The sequence below is a fragment of the Luteimonas rhizosphaerae genome (genome assembly GCF_002849595.1).
In the GTDB taxonomy this organism is placed as follows: domain Bacteria; phylum Pseudomonadota; class Gammaproteobacteria; order Xanthomonadales; family Xanthomonadaceae; genus Luteimonas; species Luteimonas cellulosilyticus.
In genome coordinates, this window is sequence record NZ_NRQR01000008.1 from 26,677 (window position 1) to 44,205 (window position 17,529).

A 17,529-nucleotide genomic window follows, 5' to 3' on the forward strand; every position below is an offset into this window, starting at 1 on the left:
TGTCTGAGGGGGTGGGAGCTAGCCCTGTAGCGCTCGATAGCTGATGCGTCCCAAATCGCTTCCTAGCGCGTCTGAGGCGTAAGACTTGACCGGCTTACGAGGCACTTACCGCGCAAAGAGGGGCAAACGCATGCGCTTGTAAGCGATTGATCTGAAAGGGACTGATGTAAGCGTGCGTCATCTAGATCGTGGCATCAGATATGCCACGCTCGTCGACAGGGCTTTGGGAAGGCCTAGCGAGTCTGTGGCACTAGCGCCGTGCAAAGGACAAAATCTAAGGGGGAAGGGATGCGCGTTTCAACGCACTACAAGCTGAAGAGAAAGCAGGCGGAATTGGATTTCGTGGATGTTCCTCTTGATACAGACCTTCCCGTCTTTGTCGAGCCTACGGCGATACGCGCTTTAGAAACGCCTTGGTCGAGCCATTGCGTGGCCTTGCTGCAAAGCTTCTTTAAGACTGTGCTGGACGCCGTAAAGCGAGGCGACAAAGCGATGGCTGTTGCTCTGCTTTCGTCCCTTAATGAGCGAAATGACTTCCACTTGGGTTACTCGTCCGGTCGTTCGCGTGGACATGCATTTGGTGCGGGCTCCGCTGGATCAGTTTGGAACTCACTGCTCACAAGTAAGGCCGCCAAGTCGGGTGTTCTTTCTGATCTCGAAGACACCTCTCTCCTAATCGAGGGCGTGGGAGCCGACATGATCTCGGATGCTGTGTGCAACATAATTCGAGGGCCGCTCATCCAATACACTCAGGATATGTGCCGCTACTACGGTATTCCCATGGTTTCTGGCGTAGCATCGGGACCATGCTGGGATGCCCATTCCAAGAATTGGGTCGCCACCCACGTCGAGCTGCCATTGCCCAAAGGAGAAGTTCTGTTGCTCGTTCCCAAGTCTATAGTGCGTTTGGCAGGCGCATACGACCCGGGTAAGTATTATCGACACTACCTTTTACCAGAGCTTCAGAAGCAGCATTTAGCAAGTGGTTCGAGCCTGGTAGAGGTTCTAAAAAGCAAGAAGAGACGCGTTACCAAGAAGGCGCTTACTAATTACTATGGCGCGGGAAAGGACGCGATCGCCAGTTTGACCGAGTCGAATCCCGATGTGCTCGAAAAATACAAAATTGACAAAGAGCAGGATCCTACTCCGCCCATTAGCAACAGCTATCTAGCAAGCCTCGAGAACTCCACAAACCCTTCACTATCTGATCTTTTAGAGAAGGTGCTGGAAGTTCCAGCAGGGAAGCCCGGAGCGACCCAGTACGAGCGGGCGATGGAAGGCCTACTTAGTGCCCTTTTCTATCCATCATTGATTCATCCGGTGAGCCAGTCCGGTATCAATAATCGACGGAAGATCATCGACATAAGATATAGCAATGCAGCCAAGGAAGGATTCTTCGCATGGCTATCTAAGCACTATCCATCGCCATATGTGTTCGTTGAGTGCAAAAACTATACTGAAGACGTGAAAAATCCAGAACTCGATCAGTTGTCAGGCAGGTTTTCGCCCTCAAGAGGTCAGTTTGGGATACTAATCTGTAGGTCTGTCAGCGACCGGAGTAAGATCAATTTGATGTGTCGGGACACCGCGAAGGATGGGCGCGGTTACATGATTGTCTTAGACGACGCTGACCTTAAAGCGCTAGTGGCGGCGGGTCCGGCAATGCATCACGACGCGACGAGAACGATCCTAAATGACAGGTTCGATGCGCTTGTGAACTAGCAGGCTGATCTACGCACGATGTTCTTCATAAATTCATCTAAGCTTTTCCTCGGTGATTAAATATGTATACAGCTTTTGAGCTTGCCAACATTTTGTTCGGGATGATCGGGGTGTCGGTGCTATCGATGATCGGCTTGCTTTTTGCGCGATTTTCGCGGGAAAGTCGGGCTCAATCTTTCTGGGCGAGGAGGATGGAAACAGCCAGGGCACTGGCGCTACCCTTGGACCAGCGGCAAGCCTTGCGGGTGGCGCTTATGTCCGATGAAATGCCAGTCGCAAGAAGGGATGAAGTTCAGCACTTGCAACTAGTGGCAAATGGGTTGGAGGTTGCTGAGCACATAGCACTTGGAATAAATAACGGGGTCTATGAGCGAGACTTGGCTATAAAGTTATACGGTTCAATCTTAGTCCGCGTGTTTTTCGCGAACCTAGAGCGGGTCTACGCTAGCCGGGAGGCGGAAAGCGACTTGAATAAACTCTACGAATCAATTTCGTTCTACGAGCTCGAGAGATTTGTCAGGTCTCTTGATAAGGAGGAGTCCGGTGAGCTTGGCGCTGGATTCCCGGCGGTGGGGGCGCGAAATGACTAATCCTAGAAATGCATTCAAGGCCTACGAAGAGCACGCCCAGAAGCAAGGATTAAGTCCGGTTGCTATGCATTTGTCATATGCGTTTCACGAAGAGCAATTGCGTGAAATTATCGACAGGGAGCTAGCAAAGGGCGTGCAGTTTGATCAGGTCGACGTTGCGGGTCATGACAGCACTCTCACGTCTAGGCTCAATATCGAGAACAATTTTCGGCGAGCGAAGGAACTCATCGATAAGGAGATGTCCAGTTTTGTCACCGCTGCGACGAAAAAGGGTGGACTTAAGGGTTTCGCTTTAGCGGTTCTTAGTAGTGTTGTCGCTGCATTTTTATATTCCATAGTTGTTTTTATAATCGTTATCACCTCTCAGGACCAAGTGAGGCAGTTCCTCGCGGGAGTGGACGGTGCATCAGTTCAAAGCGGGCAGAGCGAGCGCGCGAGGATTGAGGAGCAACCTAGTGAGTAGCCATCTGCTAATCGAGTCGAGGTGCTTTCATGCTGAGCTCTTGCCGCCAGTCTCCTAGCGCTTGACCCTATGAGTGCTTTCGCGACGCTTGCTGGAGAGCTAGGACCAAGTATCCAAAGTTCAAAGCGGATAAGAAGCTTTCCGTGGACCGGGTGCGCGAATGAGTTCCGCTCAAGCGCTTGCTTGACTTAAGCTTCGCGTGACTTACAGCGCACTTATTCAAGCCATAGGGTCTTTGCTGCCGCGTTTAACTTACTGATTCTTGGGCAAGTACTGCGAGCTAGGGCTCAGAGGGCGTGGCATCATGTATGCCACGATCAATGCTCGATGCGGTCGCGTGGAATCTGCATCTTCATTGGATGGAGCCGCGTACAGGTTGCCCCGAGGTGAGAAGCGGAACCGATCGACGTAGAGCGGACCAGCGCCTGCATGCAGCGTGAGCAGTGGATAAGGAAAACTGTAGATGTTGATTGAGCGTGAATACCGAGCTACTCAAGATGAACTGCTGTACCACTATTGTTCTCCGGAAACCTTTCTGGCGATATGTAGCAGCAAGACATTGCGATTATCAGATATTTTTTCAATGAATGATTTTCTGGAAATGCATTGGGGATATGCAAGGTGGGCGCATGTTGCAACGAAGAGAGCCGAGAACTCTGAGGCGAAGCTTGTCGAGTCAATTGATCACGTTGTGTCATCTTCGACGTTTAATGTCCTCCCCCTAGCGGCGTGCTTTTCTTTGGGAGGTGACATGTTAAGCCAGTGGCGCGCCTATGCTCAAAATGGATTGGGTTTTTCGCTTGGTTTCAAGGCAGATTCGCTTTGTCAGATGGCAGCTAGGCCATTGCGGGTGCTTTATGACCAGGAGAAACAAGAGCGAGAGATTGAAGATTTTATTGCGACGATGGAGAAGGTGGCCGAGGCTGAAGGTCACGAAAGTGACGACTTCTTTGAATTTTGCACTTGCTTTGCTTGCGACTTGGCTGCATTGAAAAATCCGTCGTTCTCTGAAGAGCAGGAAGTGCGCCTAATTCACTTGGTTAATTTTGTTAGAAGTAACGATTCGATTAAGATTCAGAGCTATGGGGGGACATCGTTTGGACACGAAGCTCCGCCCCTCCCAATTGGATTCAGCATGAGGGGTTCGGTTCCAGTGCCCCACATCGATATGAGTTTCTTAGATTCTGAAGGGAATCATCCTCTTGCTCGCGTGATTCTAGGGCCGAAAAACGAGGCGTTGGCCTCCGCAATATCAGTATTCTTAGAAACTGTTGGTTTAGGCGGTGTCGAGGTGCTGAAGTCGCAGTCGTCTTATAGGTAATCTCCTGCAAGGGCCCTGCGAGGTGATGCATATTATTCAAATTACTAAAGCAATCAATAGTAGCTGCAATGGCCGAGATTAAAGATTGGCAGATTCAGTCAGCTTGGTGGGCCTCCGGCATCTTCGCTACTGGGGCAGTCTGGTATTTTCTATCGAGAGGTGATTTCTTCGCTGCGGGTGTGGGTGCGGCGGCGGCGCTATGCCTCGCGGCGGTCGCGATCGTTCTTCACGTTTGGAAGGATCGTCAGGCTGCATCTACATTAGCCGGCTTGAGCGACGATACCTCCGAGTCTTATGTCCAACGCTACAGGGATGAGCCTAGTCACATCCGCTTCATTAGGCATCTTCCTCGAGCGAGAAGAGTGGCCAAGGGAGAGGCTCAAGAGGGATGGGATACGGGCGTGACACTTGATATGCGCGAAGCCAGCTACACGTACATCGAGTTTCTCAAGTCGGTCTGGCTTAGGTTGGCAGAGTTCTACCCCGCTAATCATTTTGAGGGCGGCAGTCCTAGTCAATACATCTCTGACCAAATCCAGCGGCAATACAGGTACCACAGCGCTCGGCATGAGCCAGATGGCAGTGGAACCGGCGGGACGATTGTTGGTGTCTTGACAGCTGGCGATGTCGCTGACGATCTAGAGCAGATGATTGAGGAAGCTGTGGAGAGCGTGTTTGGATATGACGAAAATTTTGATACGGGTGGATGGCTCGCGGACTGGCGCAACGACTCGCTAGAAGAGGGCTCCTGAAGCCCTCGCTAAATGAGTGACGATAGTTGACACGCGCGAGCGCCTAGTGAAGGACTGCTCCCAAAGCAATTCCGAGAAAAGCGCAGCTCCTTGTTCTCGATCTTCCTCTCGGAGGACATCGTGAGCGTTACTTTCCCAACATGCCAGAATGAACGAGATCATTTTCAACACGGGCACGTCGTCCTCGGTATAGGTCGAGATCGACTTCTGTAGGAAGCCCTTCACACCCGCTTCGTCAATTGGTGCCCGGTACTGGTCTCTAACCAAGAAGCGTCCAACCAAGATAAATGTGAGCAGTGGTACGCTTAGCGGCGTTGTTTGCTCCGAGGACCATAGGAACTTGAGCCGAATAACCACTTGCTGCCAGTCCCGCATCGTCAAAGCTTCAGAGTGCTGCTCCAGTAGGCTCTTGAAGAACTCACGCCCTCTTCTCTCGATCGGTGCCTGAGCCGTCTGACTAACTCCGAGCTGCTCGAAGATTGCTTCTCTCACAAGGTCAGTGGGGGCTGGAGGCAGTGGAAGTCGAACGTCAATAAGTCTGCGGAAGTAGCTATCAGCGTCCAGCTCCGGGCTATAGGCCGCTCTTGCGGACTGAGCGAGCACGTTCCAGTCGTAGGACAGAATGAAAACGATCCCTGGGGTCTCAAAGTAGTGCTTCATACGCTCGATGAGCGAGATGGTGTAGTCCGGCCTGCAACGGTCTAAATCATCAACGATGACGATGACTCTTGGCGAGCGGTCGCGATCCTTACCTTTTGCCGTGCGAACCAGTTCTGCCAGGCTTCTATGAAAGGCGTCGCCCTCGTCATCGATGTCGATCTCTTCTTTAACTGCATGCTCTGCTACAGCGCCCGCGACTTCTCCTAAGGTCGACGCAGCTATCGCATCTCCGCCGGACGCAACTACGGCTGCTGTCGTGATGCCCTTTGCCGCAGGACTGAACGTGATGCGAGCTGCCGAAGAGATGCGTTTATACAGAGCCGCAGCGCTCTCCAGAAGCCGTTCTCGCGCTTCTTCATACGCCGGCACGTCTTCGCGTTCGAGCGCATCCTTCAGAAGGTCGGTCGCTTGGACTACAGCTTTGGTGAAGCTGATCAGAGGGTCGCGTTTAGCCTCAGCTTTCCAAGCGTCCAGGACGACCACGGCCCAGTCGGGGGCGCTATGCCGAAGATCCTTCTCAAACATTTCGAGGAAGTAGCTTTTCCCCGTTCCCCACTGACCTTCCAGGCCGATTACCCATGAGTCGCTCTCGGCGCTCGCTATCGCAGAGCGAAGCAGTGCGGCGAAGTCTTTTCTACTGAGTTGATCGGCGGCGAATGGATCATCCGACGTGATCGCGCGATTGGTGGGGCGGTACAGAGTCGCCATCGGCTGTCCAGCATCCAGGTGGTCCTCGTTGCACATTACAAGCACTGAGAGCTACTGAGCAGAGGCAGGCTGAGCCGAGAGGAGTGTCATGATCAGGCCTATGACTTGATTTAAGAGGCTCGGCTTATCAGGCACTTACGCTTCACCGCCGGCGCATCGGCGCCGGACGTGCTGATCCAGGGCGTGCTCGAACGCCTGCGCGAGCTCGGCGCGGCGGGGATGCGCGAACTCGACGGCGAACCCGAGAACATGGTCTTCGCGCTGCCCCGCGAGCTGCGGGTCCAACTTGTCGATTGACCGCGCGCCGCGCGCTCCCTAGAATTCGCGTCCCAGGCCGGAATAGCTCAGTTGGTAGAGCGGCGCATTCGTAATGCGTAGGTCGTAGGTTCGATTCCTATTTCCGGCACCAGCGTCACGAGCACGGGCAGCCCATCGGGTTGCCCGTTTTCGTTGCGGCGTTAGGGCGCGACCACGCGGTTGCGGCCCGCGGCCTTGGCGCGATACAGCGCGGCGTCGGCTTCGCGGATCCACAGATCGGGCGCCTCGTGGCCGGCATGCAGCGCGGCCACGCCGATGCTGACCGTGCACGCCAGTCCCGGCTCCGCTTCGAACGCCAGCTCGGCGATGCGCGCGCGGATGCGCTCGCCGAGGTCGAGCGCCGCAGGCAGGCCGCCGTCGTGGATCAGCACCGCGAACTCGTCACCGCCGATACGCGCGGGGACGTCGTGCTCGCGGACGCATTCGCGCAGCACCTGGGCGACGGCCCGGATGACCAGGTCGCCCATGCCATGGCCGCAGCGGTCGTTGATGCTCTTGAACTCGTCGATGTCCACCAGCAGCAGCGCCGCCTGGCGGCCGTCGCGATGGAAGCGCGCATGGGCGAGCAGCATGCGCGCATCGAAGTGCCGGCGGTTGGGCAGATCGCTGCTGACATCGGTGCGGTTGAGGCGCTCGAGCAGGCGGTTCTGGCGCGTGATCTTCTGGCCCAGGCGGTAGGTCACCGTGCTCAGGGCCATGTGGTAGCCGAACAGCAGGGGCAGGCAGGCGAGCAGGGTCTGCGTCGACAGCGTCGACGAGAACGGGAAACCCAGCAGTGCCCACGTCGCCAGGAATGCCGTCGCGATGGCGAGCACCGCGCGCGCCAGCAGCCGCCAGCCGCCGGCCGCGAGCCGGTCGGTGCACAGCACGCTCAGCAGTACCGCGCTGGGCAAGGGGCTGACCGCCATCGCCGCGATCCAGGCGCCGCCCATCGCGGCATCGATGACGAGGTGCCGGTATTCGGCCTTGACCGGCCGGCGCGCGCGGGACGCGAGCAGGCGTGCCAGCTGCGGCCACAGCAGCGCGTTGGCGAGCAGCAGCGCCCACAGCCAGCCCGGCGCGGCGCGTTCCCACAGCACCGATGCGATCGGCAGCGCGCACAAGGCCGTGCCCAGCATGCGCATGCGGTGCATGCGCACCACGAACCGTGCCGACGGCGTGCGGCGTCGTTCGACGATGTCGTCGTAATACGGCATGGGAAACCGGGCGCGCGGTGTGACGGGTTGCACAGTGTCGCGCAACTGCGGCGGAGCGCGCACGGCCGCGTGGGTCTCGGCCGGTGCGACCGGGCGCAGGTATCCTGCCGCGACCCCCCGCGACTGGAACCTCCGTGGCCAAGCCCGCTGCCAAAGCACGCACCGCCTACGTCTGCAACGAGTGCGGCGCCGATTACACGAAGTGGCAGGGCCAGTGCGCGGCGTGCGGCGCGTGGGACACGCTGTCGGAGATCGTGCTCGAATCGGCCGCGGCGGCGAAGTCGCCGGCCTCGCGACGTTCGGGCTGGGCCGGCAAGCTGGACGCGCCCAAGGTCATGGCGCTCAAGGACGTGCAGCAGGGCGAGGACGTGCGCGTGTCGACCGGGATCGGCGAGTTCGATCGCGTGCTCGGCGGTGGTCTGGTCGAAGGGGCGGTGGTGCTGGTCGGCGGCGATCCGGGCATCGGCAAGTCGACGCTGCTGCTGCAGGCGCTGGCGCAGATGGCCGGCACGCTGCCGGGCCTGTACGTCACCGGCGAAGAATCGCTGGCGCAGGTCGCGGGCCGCGCGGTGCGGCTGGGGCTGTCGCTCGATGGCCTGCACGCGCTGGCGGAGACAGGCATCGAACGCATCCTCGAACACGCCTCCGAGCTGCGCCCGAAACTGATCATCGCCGACTCGATCCAGACCCTGTGGACCGACTCGCTGACCGCGGCCCCCGGCTCGGTCAGCCAGGTCCGCGAGACCGCCGCGCGCCTGGTGCGTTACGCCAAGGAGACCGGCACCGCCGTGTTCCTCGTCGGCCACGTGACCAAGGAAGGCGGCATCGCCGGCCCGCGCGTGCTCGAGCACATGGTCGATGCGGTGCTGTACTTCGAAGGCGACAGCGGCAGCCGTTTCCGGGTCATGCGCGCGTTCAAGAACCGCTTCGGCGCGGTCAACGAGCTCGGCGTGTTCGCGATGGGTGACAAGGGACTGAAGGAAGTGCCGAACCCGTCGGCGATCTTCCTGTCCGGCGGCAGCACGCCGCAGCCGGGCAGCTGCGTGATGGTCACGCGCGAGGGCACGCGGCCGTTGCTGGTCGAGGTGCAGGCGCTGGTCGACGCGTCGCCGCTGTCGAATCCACGCCGCGTCGCAGTCGGCATGGAAGGCAACCGGCTGGCGATGCTGCTGGCGGTGCTGCATCGCCACGGCGGCATCATGACCGGCGACCAGGACGTGTTCGTCAACGTCGTCGGTGGTATCCGCGTGCAGGAAACCGCCGCCGATCTGCCGGTGCTGCTGTCGGTGCTGTCGTCGCTGCGCGATGCGCCGTTGCCCGACAAGACGATTGCGTTCGGCGAGGTAGGGCTGAGCGGCGAGATCCGTCCCGTGCCCAACGGCGAGGAGCGCCTGCGCGAAGCGGCGACGCATGGCTTCAAGCGCGCGATCGTGGCGAAGGCGAATGCGCCGAAGACCGGCAGTTTCAAGGGCATGGAGGTCATCGGCGTCGAGCGCCTGGCCGAGGCGCTGGAACACATCTGACGTACCGCGACGGCGAGCACGCGCTGGCTAGAATGCGGCGATGCCCCGCCCTTCCACGATGACCGTCGCGCGCGTCGTTTCCATCGTCCTGCATCCTTTCGTCGTGTTCGCAGCGCTCGCCTTGCTCGCGGCCTGGCGGGTCGAGCCCGCGTCGCTCGCACGCACCGCCCTCGGCATCGGCACGGCGATCGCCATCGTGTCTGCTTTCATCTGGCAGCGGCGCTGTAGTGGGCACTGGCAGACGGTCGATGCCTCACGACGGCAGGAGCGGCCGCTGCTGTACGCGCTCGCGCTGCTGGTCGCCGGTGGCTACTGGCTGTGGATGGGCGGGCGCGGGTCGACAACGTCGAACGGCGTGCTCGCCACGGTCGCGATGCTGTGCGTCGCCGGCATCGCCAACCGCTGGATCAAGCTGTCGTTGCACCTGGCGAGCCTGGCATTCGCGGGTGTCGCCCTGTGGCCGCTGTGGTCGGCGGCGTCGCTCGCAGCACTGGGGGCGCTGCCCCTGCTGGCCTGGGCGCGTCTGCGGATGTCGCGGCATACGCTGCCCGAAGTCATCGGCGGCGCCGCATTGGGACTGGCGACGGGCGCGATCCTGCTCGTGTAGGCGCGCGCTGGCGCGCGAGGGACGTTCAACGAAACGGGCCATCGCGTGCGCGCCTGCAGGGCGCCGAGGCGCGGCGCGATCAATGGCCGCCGCTGGCCGCGCCGCCGAGCTTTGCCGCGAATGGCGGCCTGGCGATCCAGACGAACACGATCACCAGCAGGAACAGGATGCCGAGCAGGTGGAAGATCTCGTTGAAGCCGAGCTGCGCGGCCTGCTGCGAGATCATCTGGTTGAGCGCCAGCGCCCCGCGTTGCGGATCGCCCTGGCCGAGCGTGGCGACGGTCTGCTGGATCGCCGGATCCTGCGCGGCGATGTGTTCGGTCAGCTGCGCGTGATGCACGGTGCTGCGCTGGTTCCAGCCCCAGGTGGTCAACGACGCGGCGAAGCTGCCGCCGAGCGTGCGGCAGAACGTCGCCAGGCCGGAGCCCGCGGCGATCTCGTGCGGCTCCAGGTCCGACAGCAGGATCGTCAACACCGGCATGAAGAACAGCGCGACGCCCAGGCCCTGCCACAGCTGCACGGTGGCGATGTGCTGGAAGTCGACGTCGAGGTTGAAGCCCGAGCGCAGGAAGCTGGTGAACGCCATGACGATGAAGGCGAAGCTGGCGAGGATGCGCAGGTCGAAGCGCGTCGCGTACTTGCCGACCAGCGGCGTCAGCAGCACCGGCAGGATGCCGATGGGCGCGGTCGCGAACCCGGCCCAGATCGGCGTGTAGCCGAGGTTGCGCTGCAGCCACAGGGGGACCAGCAGGCCGACGGCGAAGAACGCGGAGTAGCCAAGCACCATCGCGATCGTGCCGAAGGCGAAATTGCGGTGCCGGAACAGGCGCAGGTTGACGATCGGGTCCTTCTCGGTGAGTTCCCAGATCAGGAACACCGCCAGTCCCAGCACCGCGACGATCGCGAGCACGACGATCTTCGTCGAGGCGAACCAGTCCTCGTCGTTGCCGAGGTCGAGCAGGGTCTGCAGCGCGCCGACGCCGAGGATCAGGGTGACCAGGCCGACGTAATCCATCTTCGGCGTTTCGAGCGTCTCCGGCCGGCCGCGCAGCTGGTTGGCGACGACGAGGCTGGCGAAGATGCCGATGGGCACGTTGATGAAGAAGATCCATTCCCAGCTGTAGTTGTCGGTGATCCAGCCGCCGAGGATCGGCCCGCAGATCGGCGCGACCACGGTCACCATCGCCAGCAGCGCGATCGCCTGCCCGCGTTTGGCCGGTGGATAGATCGAGATCAGCAGCGCCTGGGTCACCGGATACATCGGCCCGGCGACGAAGCCCTGCAGGGCGCGCGCGACGACCAGCAGGCCCATGCTCGATGCCAGCCCGCACAGCAGCGAGGCGATGACGAACGCGAACGTCGCCCAGACGAACAGTTTCCGCTCGCCGAAGCGGCGGGTCATGTAGCCGGTCAGCGGCAGGGCGATCGCGTTGCTGACCGCGAACGAGGTGATGACCCAGGTGGCCTGGTTGGAACTCGCGCCGAGATTGCCGGCGATCGTCGGCAGCGACACGTTGGCGATCGTGATGTCGAGCACCTGCATGAACGACGCCAGCGCGAGGCCGATCGTCGTCAGCGCGAGATTCGGCGGACGGAACGCGGTCGGCGCGGCTTGCGCCGGCGCCGCATCGTCTGCAGTCGTGGAAGCCATGATCGGTACTCGCGGTGGGGAACGCGCGACTCAGCGGGCCGCGGTCGCGGTCGTCGGCAGGTTCTGTTCGATGGTGCGCGCGATCAGCGCATCGGCCGCCTGCAGCTCGTCGGCATAGGCACGGGTCGACAGCAGCGGCGTCGCGTTGCGCGCGCTGTCGGCAGCGAGCACCGGGCCGTCCTGGTCGCGGATCGACACGTCGACATGCATGCTCAGCCCGAGTCGCAGCGGATGCGCGGCGACCTGCGCTGGGTCGAGTTCGATCCGCACCGGCACGCGCTGCACGATCTTGATCCAGTTGCCGCTGGCGTTCTGCGCCGGCAGCAGCGAGAACGCGCTGCCCGTGCCCAGCCCGAGGCTCGCGACGTGGCCGTCGTAGCGCACGTCGCTGCCGTAGAGATCGGCGTGCACGTCCACGGGCTGGCCGATGCGCATCTTCGTCAGCTGGGTTTCCTTGAAGTTCGCCTCGACCCACACCTGTTCGAGCGGCACGATCGTCATCAGGGTGTTGCCCGGCTGCACGCGCTGGCCCAGCTGGACCTCGCGCCTGGCGACGTGGCCCGACACCGGCGCGACGATCGCCGTGCGTTCGCGGTTGAGATAGGCCTGGCGCAGCTGCGACGCGGCGGCTTCGACCTGCGGCTGGCTGGCGATCTCGGTCGACGCTTCACGTCCGCGCGCGCCTGGGCCACCGCGACCTGGCGCGCGGCGAGTTCCGCCTGGCCGGATTCAACGCTGCTGTAGAGGCCGCGCACCTCGCGCACGGTGCCGGCGAGATGGGCGACGGCCTGATCGAAGGCGACCTGCGCATCGTTCGGATCGAGGTGCACCAGCGCCTGGCCCGCGTCGACCTTCATGCCGTCGTCGGCGTCGATCGACACGACCGTGCCCATCGTCTGCGGCACGATGCTGACGACGTTGCCCTGCACGTAGGCATCGTCGGTGTCCTCGTGCCAGCGCACGACCAGCAGGTAGTAGGCAAGCCAGGCGACGAACGCGACCACGGCGACGAGCGCGAGCAGCAGCAGGGCGCGACGGCGCTTGTGGTTCGGCGGGGACGGAGGCGCGGAAGTCTGTGCGTTCATGGCGTGATCGCCCGGGCAAGGTCATGGAGGGAGGAGGGGGGCGCATCCAGCGCGAGGCCGCCGCCGAGCGCGCGGTCCAGATCGACCGTGGCCTCGAGGCGTTGCGCGCGCAGCGTCGCGCGTTGCTGTTCGAGTTCGAACAGTGGGCGTTGCGCGGCCAGCACGTCGAGCTGGGTGCCGAGGCCCGCGTCGTAACGCGAACGGGCCAGCGACATCGCCGCCTGCGCGGATGCCAGCGCGTCGTCGACGGTGCGCAGCCGGGCATCGAGTGCGCGCGCCGCCTGCAGCGCATCGGTGACCTCGCGCAGTGCGCCCACCAGCGTCTGGTTGTACGTGGCCACGGCGACGTCGTACTCGGCGTCGCGTTGCGCCAGCCCGCTGCGCAGGCGGCCGCCATCGAAGACCGGCAGGCTCAGCGCGGGGCCGCCGATTCCGAACAGCGCATCGTTGCCGAACAGGTCCAACAGGCCGCCGGACGCGACGCCGACGAGCGCACTGAGGTTGATGCTGGGCTTAAACGCCGCCCTGGCCGCATCGATGCCGCGCGCGGCCGCTTCAATCCGCCAGCGCGCGGCGACGACGTCGGCGCGGTGCCCGAGCAGCTCGCTCGGCAGCAGCGCCGGCACGCCGGGCGACGGCGTCGCGAGCAGGCGCGGGGCGGTGATCGCCAGACCGCGGTCCGGCCCCTTGCCGAGCAGGGCGGCGAGCGCGTTGCGCAGCGCATCGATCTGCTGCTGTGCGGCCTGTGCCTGCTGGCGGGCAATGCCGATCGCGGTGTCGGCGTTGTGCAGCTGCAGCTGGTTGTCGAGACCGGCGTCGACGCGCTGCCGGCTCAGGTCACGCAGCTGCGACGCGCGCGCCTGTTCGCGCTCGGCAATGGCGTGGGCATCGAAGGCCTGTGCCAGTGCGATGTACGCCTGCGCCACATTGGCGGAAAGCGTGAGTCGCGCGGCCTGTGCATCGACGGCAGCCGCACGCGCCTGGCCGACGGCGGCTTCGTACTGCGCGCGCTGGCCGCCCCACAGGTCGGGCGCATAGGCGAACTGCAGCATCAGCACCGCGCTCGCGTTGAACTCGCCGCCCGCCGGTTCGGGAACCAGCGTCTCCGGCAACCGCACGCCGCTGGCGCGCGCGCTGGCGCCGAGCGTCGGCCGGCGCGCGGCATCGGCCAGGCCTGCCTGCGCCTGGGCGACGCGGGTGCGCGCCTCCGCCGCGGCCAGCGACGGGCTGTCGCGCAGCGCCTCGGCGATCAACGCATCGAGTTGCGGATCACCGAGGGCGGTCCACCAGTCGGCCGTCGGAAAGTCGGCCGCGGTGAATGCGTCACCGGTCGCGGCGTGCGACGACAGGCTGCGCGCGCTGTGCAAGGCGTCGGCATCGGCGGGCGCCAGTTGCGGCTGCAGGCCGCCGCTGCTGGCGCAACCGGCCAGGGACAGCGCGGACGCCAGCAACAGCACGGCCGGCGCCCGGCGGGGGGCGCGTCGAAAATGCGTGGACATGGTCATTCGCCCGGAAAGGAAAGGTTGTCGCGGATCTGTTCGAGCAGGCGGGTCAGCTGGCGCTGCTCTTCTTCGGACATGCCGGTCATCGCGCGCACGCGTACGCGCCGGCCGCACTGGTCGATCTCGCTCCAGATCGTGCGGCCGAGGTCGGTCAGATCGATCTGCAGGGCGCGCCGGTCACGCGGATCCACGACCCGCGTGACCAGGCCGCGCGCCACCAGCTTGTCGATCAGCCGCGTCATCGCACCGGGATTCAGATCCGCGGCGCGTGCGAGCTCGGTGGCGCCGACGGTGCCCGTGGCGATCTTCTTCAGCGTGATGTACTGGCTGAACGTGAGTTCGTGGCCCGCGTCGGCGAGCTCACGCGCCATCCGCGCCCACATGTTGTCGCGGACCTGCCGGATCAGCAGCGCGAGCGCCGACGCGCTTTCGTTGGGGGCGAGAGGGGCTGGCATGGCGCGGCATGTTCCTCGCCTCTGCAATAGTTGTCAATGCAAGTATTGTCCCGGCAATGGAATGCAGCGATTCGACGGGGTGGCATGGGAGGGAGATGCGGATAGCACGCGACGCGATCAGCGCGTGCGAGGAGGTGACGAGGTCTCGCGCAGATCGATGACTGCGTCGGCTCGGCCAGGAATGCGGGGCGACCCTCGGCGCGGGTGGCGCGCTTCGAGATACGAGCTTCGACACAGGTCGTCGCCTACCAGCCCCGGAGCGGGCCCGCTGGGTCCGGCACGCGGGTGGATCAGGCGCGTTGCAGCACCAGCTCCAGGACGAACTTGCTGCCGAAGAAGGCCAGCACCAGTAGCGCCATCGCGGCGAGCGTCCAGCCGACCGCGCGGGTGCCGCGCCAGCCGTGGCGCCAGCGCCCCAGCAGCAGGCCGCCGAAGGACAGCCACGACAGCACGCTGAGCACGGTCTTGTGCATCAGGTGCTGGGCGAAGAAGTCCTCGACGAACACCACGCCAGTCAGCAGCGTCGCCGTCAGCAGCACGAAGCCCACGGCGATCGTGCGGAACAGCAGCGATTCGAGTTCGGTCAGCGGCGGCAGGGCGCGCAGCCAGCGGTGGAATTCGCGGCGCCGCATCGCACGTTCCTGTGCCCACAACAGCATCGCCAGCAGGGCGGCGACCGCCAGCGTGGCGTAGGCCAGCAGGGCGCACCAGGCATGCAGCTGCAGGCGCCAGTCGAGGGCGTCGGCAGTGGGATGCGGCGCTCGACCGTAGGCGACCAGCGCCAGCGCGGCCAGCGGAAACACGATGACGCCGAGCGCCGCGACGCGTCCGCGGATGTCGTAGAGCACGGTCAGTGCGGCCATGCCCAGTCCGACCAGCGACAGGGCGGCGAAGAAATGCAGTTCGGTGCCGACATCGCGCCAGACCAGCACATGGCTGGCCGCGTGCAGGACGATCGCGCTCAGCGCCGGCAGCGCCCAGATCGCGTTGGGCGTCCCACGCGCGACGCCGCGCACCAGCAGCGCGGCGGCGGCCAGGTAGAGCAGGGCTGCGATGAGAACGATTGTCATCGCGGAAGTGTCGCACAGGAGGTCGTCTGGCTGGGGTCTGTCGAGGCTTCGCAAGCGGGCTGACGGGCCGCGTGTGTGTCCGGTGCTCGATGTGCGGGTGGGGTTGCGGCCGAATCGCGAGGGCGCCGGTGTGCGTGCCGCCGGTGCCTGGGCAAGAGGCGAGGCCTGCGGTTGGCGTCGCGACGGAACGAGCGGCCGTTTCGCAGTGTCCGGGATGGCTGGCTGGCCAGCGCGGGTCTGCGCGGGAGCGCGCACGCAACCGGGACCGAATCCGGCATGGCGGGACGGCAGGGCGACAGCGGCCTGTCGCAGGCGAGGGCCGGTCCCCATTCCGCGCATCGCCGCGGGACCCACGGGCAGGCGCGCAGGTTGCGCCCGGATCCCAGGCGCACACGTGCCGGGCCAGGCACGCGCCGTCCCATGACAGCCGGTGCCGGATCACCGTCTCCAAACCCGGGGCCCGCTAATGCCGCGGCGGCCCGGTACGCCCCGCAAGCTATAATCGCCGCCCGTTTTCGCAGCGCGAGTGCCGCATGTTCGAGTCCCTGACCCAGCGCCTGTCCGGCACCATGGAGCGCCTGCGTGGCCGCGGTCGCCTGACCGAGGACAACATCCGCGAGGCGACGCGCGAGGTCCGCATCGCGCTGCTCGAGGCCGATGTCGCGCTGCCGGTCGTGCAGGCGCTGATCGAAGGCATCAAGACGCGCGCGGTCGGTCAGGAAGTGCTGAAGTCGCTGACGCCCGGCCAGGCGCTGATCAAGGTCGTCCGCGACGAGCTGACTGCGGTCATGGGCGCCGAGGCGACCGAGCTCAACCTCAACGTGCCGGCACCGGCGGTGATTCTGATGGCCGGCCTGCAGGGCGCGGGCAAGACGACGACCGTCGGCAAGCTCGCCAAGCACCTGAAGGAAAAGCGCAAGAAGAAGGTCATGGTGGTCAGCGCCGACGTCTACCGGCCGGCCGCGATCGAACAGCTGAAGACGCTCGCCCAGCAGGTCGACGTGACGTTCTTCGCCTCAGACGCGTCGCAGCAGCCGGTCGACATCGTCCGCGCGGCGATCGCCGATGCGAAGAAGTCCTTCATCGACGTGCTGATCGTCGACACCGCCGGACGCCTCGCGATCGACGAGGCGATGATGGCCGAGATCCAGGCGCTGCACGCCGCGGTCAAGCCGGTCGAGACGCTGTTCGTCGTCGATTCGATGACCGGCCAGGACGCCGCCAATACCGCCAAGGCGTTCGGCGAGGCGCTGCCGCTGACCGGCGTGGTGCTGACCAAGACCGACGGCGACGCCCGCGGCGGCGCCGCGCTCTCCGTGCGCCACATCACCGGCAAGCCGATCAAGTTCGTCGGTACCGGCGAGAAGGTCGACGGCCTCGACGTGTTCCATCCCGAGCGCGTCGCCAGCCGCATCCTCGACATGGGCGACGTGCTGTCGCTGGTCGAACAGGTCGAGCACCAGGTCGACAAGGACAAGGCGCAGAAGCTCGCCCAGAAGGTCGCCAAGGGCAAGAAGTTCGACCTCAACGACATGCGCGACCAGCTCGAACAGATGCAGAACATGGGCGGCATCGGCAGCCTGATGGAAAAGCTGCCCGGTCTCGGCCAGGTGCCCGAGCACCTGAAGCAACAGGCGGCGCAGAGCAAGGAAGTGCCGCGGATGATCGCGATCATCGGCTCGATGACGAAGAAGGAACGCCGCAATCCGAACCTGCTCAACGGCTCGCGCCGCGCGCGCATCGCCGCCGGGTCCGGCACCGCGCCGTCCGACGTCAACAAGCTGATGAAGCAGTTCATGCAGATGGAAAAGATGATGGGCAAGATGGCCCGCGGCGGCATGAAAGGCATGATGCGCGGCCTGCAGGGCATGATGGGCGGCCGCGGCGGCATGCCGTTCCGTTGAGG

Annotated in this window: 14 protein-coding genes, 1 tRNA gene and 2 pseudogenes; 10 read left to right on the forward strand and 7 right to left on the reverse strand. The window is 63.6% G+C overall.

What is annotated here, in order from left to right:
• Window positions 1-288 precede the first annotated feature (288 nt).
• The 5 genes from CJ022_RS16685 (at window position 289) to CJ022_RS16700 (ending at window position 4,848) form a co-directional block, all read left to right on the forward strand.
• Window positions 289-1,722: a hypothetical protein gene (locus CJ022_RS16685; RefSeq protein WP_143703876.1), complete on the forward strand. Its 1,434-nt coding sequence runs from the start codon at window positions 289-291 to the stop codon at window positions 1,720-1,722.
• 254 nt (window positions 1,723-1,976) lie between these two features.
• Window positions 1,977-2,312, forward strand: coding sequence for a hypothetical protein (locus CJ022_RS16690; protein ID WP_143703877.1), 336 nt, complete (start codon window positions 1,977-1,979; stop codon window positions 2,310-2,312).
• Entirely contained in the window at window positions 2,266-2,775 is a 510-nt protein-coding gene (locus CJ022_RS16695; RefSeq protein WP_143703878.1) for a hypothetical protein, read from the forward strand. The genes CJ022_RS16690 and CJ022_RS16695 overlap by 47 nt, the downstream gene beginning before the upstream one ends.
• 463 nt (window positions 2,776-3,238) lie before the next feature.
• Window positions 3,239-4,096: a DUF2971 domain-containing protein gene (locus CJ022_RS03615; protein ID WP_101925328.1), complete on the forward strand. Its 858-nt coding sequence runs from the start codon at window positions 3,239-3,241 to the stop codon at window positions 4,094-4,096.
• A 68-nt stretch (window positions 4,097-4,164) separates the two neighbouring features.
• Window positions 4,165-4,848, forward strand: a complete 684-nt coding sequence (locus CJ022_RS16700) for a hypothetical protein (RefSeq protein ID WP_143703879.1) — start codon at window positions 4,165-4,167, stop codon at window positions 4,846-4,848.
• Here the strand turns inward: CJ022_RS16700 and CJ022_RS03620 are convergent.
• On the reverse strand, window positions 4,831-6,216 hold the full coding sequence (locus CJ022_RS03620; protein WP_158238338.1) for a KAP family P-loop NTPase fold protein: 1,386 nt from the start codon (window positions 6,214-6,216) through the stop codon (window positions 4,831-4,833). The two genes, CJ022_RS16700 and CJ022_RS03620, sit on opposite strands and share 18 nt — an antisense overlap.
• 129 nt (window positions 6,217-6,345) lie before the next feature.
• On the opposite strand from CJ022_RS03620, the pseudogene ispH reads away from it, so the two are divergent.
• A pseudogene (ispH, locus tag CJ022_RS03625) lies at window positions 6,346-6,513 on the forward strand (4-hydroxy-3-methylbut-2-enyl diphosphate reductase); the annotation flags it as partial.
• A gap of 36 nt (window positions 6,514-6,549) precedes the next feature.
• A tRNA-Thr gene (locus tag CJ022_RS03630) sits at window positions 6,550-6,625 on the forward strand.
• A gap of 49 nt (window positions 6,626-6,674) precedes the next feature.
• On the opposite strand, the gene CJ022_RS03635 is transcribed toward CJ022_RS03630, so the two are convergent.
• Window positions 6,675-7,730, reverse strand: coding sequence for a sensor domain-containing diguanylate cyclase (locus CJ022_RS03635; RefSeq protein ID WP_101925330.1), 1,056 nt, complete (start codon window positions 7,728-7,730; stop codon window positions 6,675-6,677).
• Between the two features lie 134 nt (window positions 7,731-7,864).
• On the opposite strand from CJ022_RS03635, the gene radA reads away from it, so the two are divergent.
• Window positions 7,865-9,253, forward strand: coding sequence for a DNA repair protein RadA (gene radA / locus CJ022_RS03640; protein WP_101925331.1), 1,389 nt, complete (start codon window positions 7,865-7,867; stop codon window positions 9,251-9,253).
• 40 nt (window positions 9,254-9,293) lie between these two features.
• Window positions 9,294-9,860, forward strand: a complete 567-nt coding sequence (locus tag CJ022_RS03645; protein ID WP_143703880.1) for a hypothetical protein — start codon at window positions 9,294-9,296, stop codon at window positions 9,858-9,860.
• 79 nt (window positions 9,861-9,939) lie between these two features.
• Here CJ022_RS03645 and CJ022_RS03650 read toward each other — a convergent pair whose 3' ends face one another.
• The 5 genes and pseudogenes from CJ022_RS03650 to CJ022_RS03670 form a co-directional block, all read right to left on the reverse strand.
• Window positions 9,940-11,511, reverse strand: a complete 1,572-nt coding sequence (locus CJ022_RS03650) for a DHA2 family efflux MFS transporter permease subunit (RefSeq protein WP_101925333.1) — start codon at window positions 11,509-11,511, stop codon at window positions 9,940-9,942.
• Between the two features lie 30 nt (window positions 11,512-11,541).
• Window positions 11,542-12,596, reverse strand: a pseudogene (locus CJ022_RS03655) (efflux RND transporter periplasmic adaptor subunit).
• Window positions 12,593-14,095, reverse strand: coding sequence for an efflux transporter outer membrane subunit (locus tag CJ022_RS03660; RefSeq protein WP_233198586.1), 1,503 nt, complete (start codon window positions 14,093-14,095; stop codon window positions 12,593-12,595). Before CJ022_RS03660 ends, CJ022_RS03655 begins: the two are co-directional and overlap by 4 nt.
• Window positions 14,096-14,097: 2 nt before the next feature.
• On the reverse strand, window positions 14,098-14,553 hold the full coding sequence (locus CJ022_RS03665) for a MarR family winged helix-turn-helix transcriptional regulator (RefSeq protein ID WP_101925335.1): 456 nt from the start codon (window positions 14,551-14,553) through the stop codon (window positions 14,098-14,100).
• 290 nt (window positions 14,554-14,843) lie between these two features.
• On the reverse strand, window positions 14,844-15,623 hold the full coding sequence (locus CJ022_RS03670) for a cytochrome C assembly family protein (protein WP_101925336.1): 780 nt from the start codon (window positions 15,621-15,623) through the stop codon (window positions 14,844-14,846).
• A 533-nt stretch (window positions 15,624-16,156) separates the two neighbouring features.
• Between CJ022_RS03670 and ffh the strand changes: the two genes are divergently transcribed.
• Window positions 16,157-17,527 (forward strand): signal recognition particle protein, encoded by a 1,371-nt coding sequence (gene ffh, locus CJ022_RS03675; RefSeq protein ID WP_101925337.1) that lies wholly within the window; start codon window positions 16,157-16,159, stop codon window positions 17,525-17,527.
• Window positions 17,528-17,529: the final 2 nt, after the last annotated feature.

What these genes read in the sequence shown, in the direction of transcription:
- CJ022_RS16685 (WP_143703876.1), top strand. Translation starts at nt 289, where the DNA reads ATGCGCGTTTCAACGCACTACAAGCTGAAGAGAAAGCAGGCGGAATTG.
- CJ022_RS16690 (WP_143703877.1), top strand. Translation starts at nt 1,977, where the DNA reads ATGTCCGATGAAATGCCAGTCGCAAGAAGGGATGAAGTTCAGCACTTG.
- CJ022_RS03615 (WP_101925328.1), top strand. Translation starts at nt 3,239, where the DNA reads ATGTTGATTGAGCGTGAATACCGAGCTACTCAAGATGAACTGCTGTAC.
- CJ022_RS16700 (WP_143703879.1), top strand. Translation starts at nt 4,165, where the DNA reads ATGGCCGAGATTAAAGATTGGCAGATTCAGTCAGCTTGGTGGGCCTCC.
- CJ022_RS03620 (WP_158238338.1), bottom strand. Translation starts at nt 6,216, where the DNA reads ATGGCGACTCTGTACCGCCCCACCAATCGCGCGATCACGTCGGATGAT.
- CJ022_RS03635 (WP_101925330.1), bottom strand. Translation starts at nt 7,730, where the DNA reads ATGCCGTATTACGACGACATCGTCGAACGACGCCGCACGCCGTCGGCA.
- CJ022_RS03645 (WP_143703880.1), top strand. Translation starts at nt 9,294, where the DNA reads ATGCCCCGCCCTTCCACGATGACCGTCGCGCGCGTCGTTTCCATCGTC.
- CJ022_RS03650 (WP_101925333.1), bottom strand. Translation starts at nt 11,511, where the DNA reads ATGGCTTCCACGACTGCAGACGATGCGGCGCCGGCGCAAGCCGCGCCG.
- CJ022_RS03660 (WP_233198586.1), bottom strand. Translation starts at nt 14,095, where the DNA reads ATGTCCACGCATTTTCGACGCGCCCCCCGCCGGGCGCCGGCCGTGCTG.
- CJ022_RS03665 (WP_101925335.1), bottom strand. Translation starts at nt 14,553, where the DNA reads ATGCCAGCCCCTCTCGCCCCCAACGAAAGCGCGTCGGCGCTCGCGCTG.
- CJ022_RS03670 (WP_101925336.1), bottom strand. Translation starts at nt 15,623, where the DNA reads ATGACAATCGTTCTCATCGCAGCCCTGCTCTACCTGGCCGCCGCCGCG.
- ffh (WP_101925337.1), top strand. Translation starts at nt 16,157, where the DNA reads ATGTTCGAGTCCCTGACCCAGCGCCTGTCCGGCACCATGGAGCGCCTG.